At 65.6% G+C, this 10973-nt stretch carries 13 protein-coding genes; 6 read left to right on the top strand and 7 right to left on the bottom strand.

The features are described from left to right. The 5 genes from MJD61_10905 to MJD61_10885 form a co-directional block, all read right to left on the bottom strand. Positions 1–911: glycine--tRNA ligase subunit alpha (locus MJD61_10905; protein MCG8555777.1), on the bottom strand; the 911-nt coding region annotated here is incomplete at its 3' end. A 95-nt stretch (positions 912–1006) separates the two neighbouring features. Continuing rightward, complete coding sequence (locus tag MJD61_10900) at positions 1007–1945, bottom strand: hypothetical protein (protein ID MCG8555776.1); 939 nt, start codon at positions 1943–1945, stop codon at positions 1007–1009. Between the two features lie 172 nt (positions 1946–2117). Then, positions 2118–3083 (bottom strand): tetratricopeptide repeat protein, encoded by a 966-nt coding sequence (locus tag MJD61_10895; GenBank protein MCG8555775.1) that lies wholly within the window; start codon positions 3081–3083, stop codon positions 2118–2120. Positions 3084–3141: 58 nt separating this feature from the next. Beyond that, entirely contained in the window at positions 3142–3900 is a 759-nt protein-coding gene (locus tag MJD61_10890) for a class I SAM-dependent methyltransferase (protein MCG8555774.1), read from the bottom strand. A gap of 66 nt (positions 3901–3966) precedes the next feature. After that, positions 3967–4989 (bottom strand): glycosyltransferase family 4 protein, encoded by a 1023-nt coding sequence (locus tag MJD61_10885; protein MCG8555773.1) that lies wholly within the window; start codon positions 4987–4989, stop codon positions 3967–3969. 174 nt (positions 4990–5163) lie between these two features. Between MJD61_10885 and MJD61_10880 the strand changes: the two genes are divergently transcribed. Next, entirely contained in the window at positions 5164–5715 is a 552-nt protein-coding gene (locus MJD61_10880; GenBank protein MCG8555772.1) for a hypothetical protein, read from the top strand. A 259-nt stretch (positions 5716–5974) separates the two neighbouring features. Here MJD61_10880 and MJD61_10875 read toward each other — a convergent pair whose 3' ends face one another. Together MJD61_10875 and MJD61_10870 are read right to left on the bottom strand one after the other, a co-directional pair. Continuing rightward, entirely contained in the window at positions 5975–6961 is a 987-nt protein-coding gene (locus MJD61_10875; protein ID MCG8555771.1) for a peptidylprolyl isomerase, read from the bottom strand. Beyond that, complete coding sequence (locus MJD61_10870) at positions 6958–7479, bottom strand: DUF192 domain-containing protein (protein ID MCG8555770.1); 522 nt, start codon at positions 7477–7479, stop codon at positions 6958–6960. The genes MJD61_10875 and MJD61_10870 overlap by 4 nt, the downstream gene beginning before the upstream one ends. Before the next feature lie 158 nt (positions 7480–7637). Here MJD61_10870 and MJD61_10865 point away from each other — a divergent pair, with 158 nt between their 5' ends. The 5 genes from MJD61_10865 to MJD61_10845 form a co-directional block, all read left to right on the top strand. Beyond that, positions 7638–9284 (top strand): uroporphyrinogen-III synthase, encoded by a 1647-nt coding sequence (locus MJD61_10865; GenBank protein MCG8555769.1) that lies wholly within the window; start codon positions 7638–7640, stop codon positions 9282–9284. A 90-nt stretch (positions 9285–9374) separates the two neighbouring features. Beyond that, the gene (locus tag MJD61_10860) at positions 9375–9812 is read left to right on the top strand and encodes a hypothetical protein (protein MCG8555768.1); all 438 of its coding nucleotides are present in this window, start codon (positions 9375–9377) and stop codon (positions 9810–9812) included. A 9-nt stretch (positions 9813–9821) separates the two neighbouring features. Continuing rightward, positions 9822–10328: a hypothetical protein gene (locus MJD61_10855; GenBank protein ID MCG8555767.1), complete on the top strand. Its 507-nt coding sequence runs from the start codon at positions 9822–9824 to the stop codon at positions 10326–10328. Positions 10329–10380: 52 nt separating this feature from the next. Continuing rightward, complete coding sequence (locus tag MJD61_10850; protein ID MCG8555766.1) at positions 10381–10707, top strand: ATP-dependent Clp protease adaptor ClpS; 327 nt, start codon at positions 10381–10383, stop codon at positions 10705–10707. Positions 10708–10748: 41 nt separating this feature from the next. Continuing rightward, on the top strand, positions 10749–10973 hold a 225-nt coding region (locus MJD61_10845; protein MCG8555765.1), incomplete at its 3' end, for a hypothetical protein.

Genomic DNA, 10973 nt, shown 5'->3' with positions numbered 1-10973 from the left:
TTGAGCAGGGGGTATCCCAGTGCCTCGCGTTGCGCCACAAATGACTCGGCGCAGGCCCGAGCAAGCCGTCGCACGCGTCCAATGAAACGCTGGCGCTCGGTGACAGCGATGGCACCACGCGCGTCAAGCACGTTGAACAGGTGGCTGCACTTGATCGCGTGGTCGTATGCAGGCAGCACCAATCGGTCAAGGGGTCCCGCAGCGAAACCCGCTGCACCGCTCGCGGAGTCTTCCAGCGCCAGCAAGGTGAAACACTGCTGCTCGTAGCGGTCGAAGAGCTCGAAGTGCAGGTTCACGTCGGCACGTTCGAAATTGTACGTGCTCCACTCCCATTCCGCACGCTTGCGCAGCTCGCCGTAGCTCACTCGGTCCGACCAGCGAATGTCGTACACGCTGTCCAGGTCCTGCAGGTAGGCCGCGATGCGCTCCAGCCCGTAGGTAAGCTCACCTGTCACGGGCTGGCAGTCGATGCCGCCGACCTGCTGGAAGTACGTGAACTGGCTGATTTCCTGACCGTCCAACCACACTTGCCAGCCAAGGCCCCATGCACCCAGCGTCGGTGACTCCCAGTCGTCCTCCACGAAGCGGATGTCGTGACGTTTTGGGTCGGTGCCAACCGCGCGCAAGGACTCCAAGTACAGTTCCTGAATCTCGAGCGGCGAAGGCTTGAGCGCCACCTGGAACTGGTAGAAATGCTGCATGCGGTTCGGGTTGTCACCGTAACGTCCATCGGCCGGCCGTCGCGAGGGCTCGACGTAGGCGACGTTGAAGGGTTCCGGTCCGAGCGCGCGCAAGAAGGTCTCGGGGTTGAACGTACCGGCACCCACCTCTGAACTGTAGGGCTGCGCAATCAGGCAACCACGTTCAGCCCAGAACTTCTGCAAGCCGAGAATGAGGTCCTGGAGCGTCACGACGCTCGACCCCGTAACACCGCCTCAAGCCAGGGTCAACGCAGCCGGTTGCGTTGCCAGACCTGATCGGAAGTGACCTGCAACGAAGTTCCGAGTCAGGTGCCTGTGTTTGCGTCGCTCCGAAGCGAGTATTCGGCCTGAGACAGCGCAGCCATCACCTCGGTGGAAGCGACACGCAGGGGCCTCGGCGCGGCAACGCCGAGCCGATCAGGGTGAAGCTTGCAGGCCAGGCGCCGGAGCGCTCTCCGGGCCGCCTCCGGGCTCGATCCGCTCGGCAGCTCCAGCAGCGAAGCCGGCCCGGCCGCCCGGCGCAGCTGCCGTTTCTTGCGAAGCAGCAGAGAGTAGCGCTGGCTCCCCTTGGTGGCGGGCTCGAGGCCACCGAGCAGCTTGATGGCGACGGCCGTACGCAGCGCTCGGCCGCCCAGCTGCCGGAGGTCGCTCGAGGCACCGCGTTGCAGCTCCTCAACTGCCTGGCGCTCCTCGTCGAGCAGCGTTGCTCCCCTGACGATGTGACTGCCCGAAGAGGAAAGGCGGAAGGGAGCTCCGCCCAGCGCCTTGCGTAGCTGCACCTCGTCCTGTTCCGAAAGCAGCCTGCAGATGCCCCTTAGCACCACGTCGGGCAGGCCGATAGCGTAGGCCGGTAGCTGGCCGTCGTGCTCCTGTGGCATCGCACTGGCGAAACGGTAATCGAGCTGTTCCCAGGAAAACAGCTCCTCGAGGCGAGTGTGAAGCTGCAGGTGCAGTGCCCGCTGAACCGAGTCGCGGCTCGCGACGCCCTGCGTGATCAGCCAGCGCCCCACCAGGCCGGCGGGTGCACCCTGGGCCAGCGCCTCGCGGTGGGCCCTCCAGTCCATCTCGCCGCAAAGAGCAAGCATGTCGCCCAGAGCATGCTCTGCGCCCGTGGCGGCGGTTACCCTTCCCTCGCGTACGCTGATGCGCGCCGAACGTGCCCTTCCAATGACTTCGACGGTTCCTCGCGCTGCAGCGCGCGCCAGACTGAGCATCGCTCGGCCAAAAGACAGTGCTCGTTCCATACCCTCGGATAACCGATGCTGCGGCGCCTTGCCAAGTTTTTGGTCCCCGGCGCCTTAGGGCCTGCGGGAGAACAACTCGTCTGTATCGCCGAGGCCGGGCGCCGTTGCCGAGGCGCAACATGGCCAACGGTGGTCGGAACCGGTGAGATGGATGAGTTGTTTCCGCGGGCCCCTACTGCATGGACGCGTAGCGAGGGTCTCCGGGGCGCAAGGCGAGCACCTCTCGGATCTCCGAATACCGACTGGAGATCGAGGTGGCAGCGACACCGTAGCGACGAGCCAAGGATGCCTGGGTTACGCCCTGCATGCGCATCACCCGGGCCAGCGCATATTCCACCGCTGCCGCGAGAACCTCCGGTTTGCTGACGCGCACCTCGCGGCGACCGCGAAAATCCACCCACAGGGCGCACGCACATTGTACTTGGCGCGACGAAAACCCGGCGCCAGTCATGTTCTGTCGCAGAGCGCCGAGGACCGCCCGGGAGGTTGCCTCCAGCCTGGGAGCCGCGCAGGGGCCGCGTGTCTCGACATCCCTGCGTTGTGGGGAAGCCTTGCGGTCTATCCAGCTGCGCAGCTTCCTGTGCTCCGTGTTGTGGGGCGCGCAGGTGCAAGCCTCATCGGCAAGCCTGCGCGCTTCCTCGAGCTCGCCGATGTTTCCGAGGCAGCGCGCCAGAGATGCGGTGATCTCGTGCTCGTCGGGCTGCAGCGCATGAGCCAACCTGAGATGCGTCAGTGCACGCCGACCCTGACCCAGGCCGACGTCCAGCAGATGACCCAGGTTGTGGTGGTACCAGGGGTTGCGGGGCGTTAGCGCAATGGCGTTTCGATAAGCGCTCGCAGCTGCTCGGTAGTTGCCCAAGAGCGCATGAGCGAGTCCCATCAGCGCATTGGCCGCATCGTCGTCGGCACTGACTTCAAGCACGCGCCGCAAGTGCAGCGCCGCGCGCCACGGGTGACGTTCAAGACGCAGCTCCGCCAGTCTCCTGTGGGCGAACACACTGTGTTCGCTCCTGGGCGGTGCCAGGCTCAGCATCTGATCCAGGAGCTGCTCTGCGTAAGCCCTTGCCCGGTCGCCTTGTAGCGCACGTTCGGCTTGACTTCGAAGACGTCGCAGGAGCTCGGGCTGCGCCTCTAGCATGAAGCTCAGCTATATCGCTCTGTGATGCTCAAGGCAAGCGCTTGTGGGTCAAGCAGCGTCAAGTCGCAGCCGATTCGCCCCCGCGCGCAAGCGGCCTTGCCTGCTTGCGCAAGACAGCGATCAAGAAGCCGCCGAAGTAGCGTATCCTGGAGCTCAGGGCCTTGTGCTCCATAGCGAAGAAGAAACGGGCAAGAACCGGAGAACGATACACGGCGGCGGTGGGTGTGAGCACGCGTACACCGCGCAGGGCCACCATCTCCACGTTGGGAGGCAAGTGATCCCGCAGGGACCAAGGTGCGTCCCAACGCGTGAAGACATCGGCTTCGGTGCGCCTGCTGCTGGTGGAACGCGGGCCTGCCAACCGCTTCGCCAGATAGCGCAAGCTCCAGGGATTGTAGAACTCGACGACGATGTAACCCCTCGGGATCGTCACGCGGGTGATCTCGGCCAGAGCCCGTCGCACTTGCTGCACGTGTGGAAGCACCTTGAAGCTGCACACCAGATCAAACGCCCCGTCGCGGAACGGGAGCCGCGTCAGGCTTCCCAGCACGACATTGAGGCCCCGGTCCTGGGCGCCGCGCGCCATGCCGGCTGACAGATCCACCCCCCACGCGCTTTGCGCCACCCTGTTCAGCCGCGCCAACAGCAAACCGGTGCCACAACCTGCCTCAAGGACTCGCTTGCCTTTGGCGTAAGGCTCAACGACGTCGAATTCCAGGTCGTCGACCATGCGGTGGTATCCCAGATTCCGGCCCCGATCGTAGCGCTCGCTGAAGGCGTCGTAGTAGGCACGGTTTGCGGCATCGTCAGGGTTCATCGTGTGGGCTACCTGCTGCTGGATACGGCTCCGCCAAGTGGCCGCAGCTGCCAGCGTGGCCGGCCGTTACAGCAAGCTGTCATAAAGCTGCTCGTAGCGTTCCGCCATGGCCTTTGGAGCGTAGTCGCGCAGCGCTACCTCACGCGCGCGCCGCCCAAGCTTCTCCGCGTACTCCGGGTCTTCGACGAGGGTCTGGATCATGGCTGCGACCGCGCCAGCGCTGTGCTCTGTCGCCACTGCGCCACCGTGACTGGTGAGCTCGGCTGCCGGCGTGCCTTGGAGCACCAACACCGGTCGTGCGAGCGACATGGCCTCCAGCAAGGCGAGCGGCAGATCCATTTTCGCGTAGTAGTCCTCGGCAGGCAAAGCAACCACGTCTGCCGCGCCCAACAGCCGCAGGATCGCAGGGGTGTCTCCCAACCATGCGATGGCTGGGGCTAGCTTCATCTTCTCACCGAAGAGCCGCAGGGCCTGCTGCTCGTGGCGCGCTCTGTCGGTCTTGGCCCTGCAGGCCATCGCGAGCTGCACCCCAAGGCCCGCGGGCAAATGTCCAAGCGCCTCGATGATTCGCCTTGCTCCGTTGCCGAACTCGAGGTCGCCCGGATACACCACGAGCGGACGCTCTGGATCGAGCCCAAGAAAGCGGCATACGCGATCGCGATCGAGCGCAGAGAGGGGAAGAAGATCGGGCACGCACGGGGCGACACGGCGAAGGCGTTCGGCCGGTACGCCCACCTCGATGAAACGTTCCTGCGTGGCCCTCGACACCGTCACGGTGATGTCGGCGAACAGCAGCCGCTTCCAATCCAGGTCGCGCCGTGGCGCGCTGCACACGGTGTGAACGGTGCTGACGCGCCGCACGCTGCGCAACAAACGCGCAACCCTCGACGTACGCGGGTTCGGGGCGAAGAAAAAATGCCAGAGATCCCGGCGCGACCCGAAGGCAAGGCACCGCACCACCCTGGCATGATCCAGCATGGATGTCTGCAGGCCCTTGCGCACCGCCGAGTAAGGTCGTTCCAACCGCGCGCGACCAAGCTGGATGTCGGCCTCCCTCGTGGTGAGCACCACCGGAGTGTGATCCGTCATTGAACGGGCGAGATCACGGGCCAGGTTCTTGCTGCTGTCGTTCCAAGGCGGAACCAACGGCTTCGAAACGAGTAGGACCTGCACCATTCGAGCCGCCGGATATCACGGTAAGCCGCGCCCGGCCACTCGACACGCCAGGGCGTGTGCACCAAGGTAACGTACGCTGGAGGCGCCATGCGAGAGAACGACAAAGACTCCGAACGACCCCCGCACGATGTCGGCGAGCGCCCTTCCGAGCCAACCGGCGCCGGCGACGCCAATCCATCGGCCAGCTTGCGTGCGACGCTCGAAAAGGTCCTACCCGAACTGCTGAAACGGGGGGTGGAGGCGGGCCGCGACACCCTGCAACGCAGCGAGACCCTGCGTCAGGTCGTGGGAGAAGGTCGTGCCTCACGTGAGTGGGCGACACTGCTCGCGGCACACATGGACGAAGCCAAGAGCGGCATGGTTCGCGCCATCGCAGCGGAGTTTGGACGCTTCCTGCGCGAGGCCGAGCTCGGCGCCGAGATCGCCAAAGCGCTCAGCAATCTCTCGCTCGAGGTCAAAGCCGAAGTGCGTTTTGTTCCGAGCCAGGACGCTCGAGCCGTCGAGCCCCGAGTGACCGCCAAGGTCAAGGCTTCGCGGACGGCTGGCGAAGACCCAAGCGCCGACGACCGGACGCCTGCACAGGACCCCGTGCGCCCGCGGCCACAGACCTCCGGCGCCCAAGGGCCCGTGACAGAATGACTCGATCGGTCGCGGCCGCGCAGGGCGGCGCGCTCGCGGCTTTCGTCCTCGCAAGAATCCTCGCAATAGCGCTGCTATCGCTGCGGGCTCTGTCGATTCCAACCGCATGGTCGATTCCAACCGCATGCTCGATTCCAACCGCATGCTCGATTCCAACCGCATGCTCCGGGCGCGCCGGCGATCGCATCCACCCTGCGCGGCCGGTCTCGACCAGCTATCTGTCACGGGCCCCAAGGAGGCGCGTTCCGGGCCATTGGTGTCACTCGCGCGGCCGTGGTGACGGTCTTGGCTTTCGAGCACTGGGCCCCTTGCTTGCGCCCCGCGCAGCCGCCTTTGTCCGGAGCTTGGTGATGGCCTGGTGATGTCGCGTCTTGGCTCCCTTTATACCGCCTCTAGCGCGCTCGACCTGAACTGCCCGGATCGCGACTGGATCGAGAGGTCGGTTGTTGGGCGGCCCGGCCTGTGGCACCCGCGCAATCCGGCCTATGAGTGCGGTAGGCTCGCACTCGCCGAAGATGGTGTAGCTATGATCAAGATGCGGTGCTGGGCCGTCCGTCAGGAAGAACTGACCGCTGTTGGTGTTGGGACCTCGATTGGCCATGCACAGCAGCCCTGGCCTGTCGTGCTTCAGCGAGGGGTGGATTTCGTCTGGAAACTCGTAGCCCGTGGTGCCCGAGCCGTCACCCAGATAATCCCCGCCCTGGATCATGAACCCGGGAATGATGCGATGGAAGGTGGTCCGGTCGTAGTAACGGCGGGCCACCCACTCGCCCTGACGCGCGTCCCAGAAGCGTCGCAAGCCTCTAGCCAGCCCCACGAAGTTCGCCACCGCGATCGGCGCCTTGTCTTCGAATAACTCGCAATAGAGCGCCCCCATCCTGGTTTCGATGCGAGCTATCAGCTCCCCATCCTTGGCGAGCCCGCGCAGCGCCTGCTTCAAGGTGAAGCTCCCTTCGTGCGGATCGGGCCTGTTCGGCACCCGAATCAACCTCTCGGCCCCGGTACTTGCCGCAGGCCGGCTCTTGCGCGTCGATTCACCGGCACGGATGAGCTCGTAACCGCCGACGCGTTCCGCTACCTTCCTGTCGGCAAGCACTTTCTTGGGGACCTTCCTTCCGGCAACCCTTCGCTCGCGCGACTTGCCGGCCACCGGGGCGACCTTGCCTTGCGACGCAGTCGAGAAACGCGGCTCGTCGTCTCTGCAACCGAGCACTAGCAGCAGTAGGGCAATACAAAAACGCCTCATGGTACGTGCACCTCGACGTTTACGAAGCGAACACGGGTCCCCACACCCAGGCCGTGCCGGCGAGCGAAGCCAGCGTTCACCTCGAGAACATACTGAGAAAGGCCCGGAACCTCGCGCGGCGCGTCGGTGTGGGGTTCCGCGTTCTCGACGATTCCGAGTATCTTCAGATCGGGCTCGATGAAGATGATATCGAGCGGCAGGTCTGTGTTGCGCATCCAGAACGAGAGATGCTGAGGTCGTTTCCACAAAAACAGCATACCTGCGTCCGCCTCCAGGCGACGGCGAAACATCAGGCCTCGCTGGCGTTGCGCGGCAGTCACGGCCAGCTCCACCTTGACCGTGACCGGCGGCCGCCCGGGCGGATAGACCAAGACCTTCGCCGGTTCGGGCCGGGTCTGCGCGCTCGCGCCTGCCGGCTTCGCCGACTCTACCGGAGCCGGCTTTGCAGCGCCGCTTGAGCAGGCCGACACCCAGAGCAACCCGCAAACCATAGACAGAACGCGTCCAACCGTGGGCATCCAGCCGCTCCTACCATGGCGCCGGGGCGCTCGCACCTTGTGCCCAAATCGACAAGAGGTCCACGGACGCACTGGTTGCCGATCCGGGTTCCGGAGCCGGTCCTCGTCAGCCCTGGCGGACCGGACTTGTGATCCGTGGTACCAGCAGGGCTGCTACCATGGCACGAGCGTCGCGAGGCGCCTACAATGCTTCGCCCCACCGCCGGCGACTTCGAGCGATCGGCAGGCCTACAGGGGACTGCAAGAGCGGCATGAACAAGCCGGCCGGCAAGGTGTATTTCGTGGATGCGGGTCCCGGCGATCCCGAGCTCGTCCCTTTACGCGCGCTGCGGCGCTTGGGCGAAGCCGACGTCGTATTCCACGACACGCTCGTTCATCCCGATGTGCTGCTGTACTGTCGCGACGATGCCGAATTGCGGCGGGTCGAGACAGGAGATCAGACGCCGGGCGGCCAAGGCAACACGGTTCAGCGCCTGCTCGAAGCGGCGCGTTCTGGTCTTATGGTCGCCCGCCTCCGGTGCGCACAGAGCCTCGCCACCGCGCAAGACCTCGCGGACGCGGAATACCTCGCGCGCGCAGGGATCGCGTTCGAAGTGATCCCAGGAGTGGCCGCGACCTCAGCCGCGATGGCGTACGCCGGGGTCTCGCCGACGCATGGGCAGCCGCCCGCGAGTGTGATCTGTCTGGCTGCGACGGGGTCGGCCGAGCGAGACGAACGCGCGCATGACTGGAGCAAGCTTGCCACTGCCAGTCAAGCGCTGGCGATTCTGAGCACAGCGCCCGCGCTCGGTTCGCTGATGCGGTTGTTGATCCGGCATGGCAGGCCGGCCCACACCCCCGTCGTGGTGATCCACAAAGCCTCCCTGCCGTCTCAGCGCCGCGTCATCGGTTCGCTGTCGGACATCGCCGCCCGCGTGGCACGGGCCAAGCTAGCCTCCCCTACGATCACGCTGGTGGGTGATCTCGTGGCGGCCAAGCCTGGACTGGACTGGTACAGCCGGCTGCCGCTGTTCTCCCAGCGTGTCCTGGTAACCCGACCCGCGCACCAGTCCGGTGCGCTGGCTCAAGCGCTGAGAGACCAGGGCGCCCTTCCAGTTATCCTGCCGGCGGTGCGTCTGCTGCCACCGTCCGATAGGGGCCCTCTCGCGGCGGCCGTCGGCAATCTGGCACGCTACGACGTGCTCGCCGTCACCAGTGCCAACGGCGTTCGCGCCCTTTTTGCGGAGCTCGAACGGCAGGGAGGTGATGCCAGGCGCCTGTCGCGCTGCCAAATCGCGGCTATCGGGCCGGCAACTGCAGCTACGCTGCGAGAGTACGGGGTCCGGGCCGACGTGGTGCCCCCGGAGCATCGCGGCGAAGCCCTGGCGCAGGCCCTGATCGAGCGGCACGCAGGGAACCTGAGGGCAAAGCGAATCCTGCTGGCAAGGGCCGCGGTGGCCCGTGAAGCCCTGCCACAGCTGCTGCGAGCAGCGGGTGGCCTCGTGGATGCGGTGGAGGCATACCGCGCGCAGCCCCCGGATGCCGAGCAGGTTTCGGAGCTCCGGCGCTTGCTGCGGGGTGGCTCGATCGACGTGGTCACGTTCACGGCCTCTTCCGCTGTGCGCAACGTGATGGCCGCGCTTGGCGATGCGGGAGCCAGCGAGCTGTCGTCGTCCACCGTTGCGTGCATTGGCCCTATCACGGCCGAAACCGCTCGCGACTTTGGCATCAAGGTGGACGTCAGCGCGCAGCCTTACACCACGCAGGGACTGGTGGCCTCGCTGTGTTCCTTCATGGCCGAGAGGGCTCCGGTTGTCCTGGAATAGGGATCGGTGGCAACTCCGGACCGTCTCGCCGATCTTCGGTCGCGCAGGCGTCGCCGTCGAGTATCTTCTCGAAGCGAAAGGTGGCTAACCATGACCAGCGAGACGCAGGCTCCCCTGAGCTGCTCCCGGCTCCCACAGGTCCTCGGCTTGCTGCTGGCGGCAGGGCTGAGCGGAGGGCCGGCCGGCTGCGGCGGAGGCACCCCGCACACCGTCGACATCACTCCGGCAGACCTTCCCCATGCGAGGCTGAGCGATGATGGCCGGACTTGGGAGAGCACACCCTGGGTAGGTGGGCCGTGGCTGGGCTATCCGGCGACTGCCTCGCTGGTGCTGTTCCACGGCCTTGGTCGCGCGCCAATGCACGTCACCGTGTACCTGTCCATGGCGTTCGATCAGGGCTGTCAGGACGTGAGATCCGCTGTTCCGGCGGCTGGGGACCTGGTGCGGATCTCGGATGTGAGCGAGAGCACGGTGAGAATAAGCAACGATACCAACGGTGACTACTGCGTACGCGTCGTTCTTCGCTGATGGGACCCCATGCCGCGACCGGACCATCAAGCGCGGGGAGCCGATGACCCGCCGGCGCCGTTCGGAAAGGCGGCGCTGCGGCGCTTCGAGCTCGACTCGCGCGCGGAGCGCCAGCTGGCCGGCGCGCGCCAGCTGGCCTCGGCCGGTGTCGCCGTTGGCGCCGTCTGGCTGGCGGCGGTGGGGACCCACATGGTGCACCATCTGCTCGCCGTGGCCGGTGGGCTCGCCACGCTAGGCTGGTGGGTCGTTGCCAGGCGCATTCGCCGCAGGGTCGCGTCCGGCGCGCGCCACTACCTTGCCCTGCACGACGATGTCCTGGAGGTTGCCCAAGGGGAGCGTACGCTCGTGCTGCCCTGGGATCAGGTGCGCTCTGTCGAGGTTGACGAGGAGCGCCTGGTGGTGGTCTTGGAGCGCTGCTCCGGGTCACCGCTCACCGTCGAGCCGCTGTACCGGGGCGTAGGGCTCTATGAGCTGCGCGACGCCATCGCGGCCGTCTGGAGTGCATTCGCAAGATAGCTGGCTACAATGAGCTCTGGTGGCGCCCGAAGCGTTTTGTGAGGAGTAGCGCATGGCTAGCAAGCCCCAGCTGGAACCGGAAGGCGGTGTCGTCGAAGAAACCGAATCCGAAACCAAGCTCAAGCGCCCTTCCATGTTCAAGGTTCTGCTTCACAACGACGACTACACCACCCGCGAGTTCGTGGTCGAGGTGTTGCGCTCTGTGTTTCACCACGCCGAGCCCGAGGCTGTTCGCATCATGCTGCACGTGCACCAGAATGGCGTGGGTGTGGCAGGCGTCTACACCTACGAGATCGCAGAAACCAAGGCCCGTACGGTCGAGACCCTGGCGCGAGAGCGCGAGTACCCTTTGCAGCTGACCCTGGAGCCTGACGACTGAGCCCGGCGGCAACGCAGGGATTCCTTGAACCCGGCCGAGAGATGAGCTCAAGCCCACGCATCGCAAAAGGTCTTCGAGAGGCGCTGCGCCACTCGTTCGAAGAAGCCACCAAGCAGCGTCACGAGTACGTGACACTAGAGCATCTGTTGGTCGGACTGTTGGACGACGAAAAGGTCGACGACGCCATTCGCGCCTGTGGCGGAACGCCGAAGCGCCTGCGCCGCGAGCTGCATGCTTTCCTCGAAACGTCGATCCCCAAGCTGCCC

It is taken from the genome of Pseudomonadota bacterium (assembly GCA_022361155.1).
GTDB lineage: Bacteria > Myxococcota_A > Polyangia > Polyangiales > JAKSBK01 > JAKSBK01.
The sequence above is the reverse complement of the archived record's forward strand: the minus strand, read 5'-3'. Positions and strand labels throughout refer to the sequence as shown.

Bases quoted from the DNA above. Each gene is read 5' to 3' on its own strand.
- MJD61_10885 (MCG8555773.1), bottom strand. From the start codon at position 4,989: ATGACGGATCACACTCCGGTGGTGCTCACCACGAGGGAGGCCGACATC.
- MJD61_10875 (MCG8555771.1), bottom strand. From the start codon at position 6,961: ATGAGGCGTTTTTGTATTGCCCTACTGCTGCTAGTGCTCGGTTGCAGA.
- MJD61_10860 (MCG8555768.1), top strand. From the start codon at position 9,375: ATGACCAGCGAGACGCAGGCTCCCCTGAGCTGCTCCCGGCTCCCACAG.
- MJD61_10850 (MCG8555766.1), top strand. From the start codon at position 10,381: ATGGCTAGCAAGCCCCAGCTGGAACCGGAAGGCGGTGTCGTCGAAGAA.
- MJD61_10870 (MCG8555770.1), bottom strand. From the start codon at position 7,479: ATGCCCACGGTTGGACGCGTTCTGTCTATGGTTTGCGGGTTGCTCTGG.
- MJD61_10895 (MCG8555775.1), bottom strand. From the start codon at position 3,083: ATGCTAGAGGCGCAGCCCGAGCTCCTGCGACGTCTTCGAAGTCAAGCC.
- MJD61_10890 (MCG8555774.1), bottom strand. From the start codon at position 3,900: ATGAACCCTGACGATGCCGCAAACCGTGCCTACTACGACGCCTTCAGC.
- MJD61_10855 (MCG8555767.1), top strand. From the start codon at position 9,822: ATGCCGCGACCGGACCATCAAGCGCGGGGAGCCGATGACCCGCCGGCG.
- MJD61_10900 (MCG8555776.1), bottom strand. From the start codon at position 1,945: ATGGAACGAGCACTGTCTTTTGGCCGAGCGATGCTCAGTCTGGCGCGC.
- MJD61_10865 (MCG8555769.1), top strand. From the start codon at position 7,638: ATGGCACGAGCGTCGCGAGGCGCCTACAATGCTTCGCCCCACCGCCGG.
- MJD61_10880 (MCG8555772.1), top strand. From the start codon at position 5,164: ATGCGAGAGAACGACAAAGACTCCGAACGACCCCCGCACGATGTCGGC.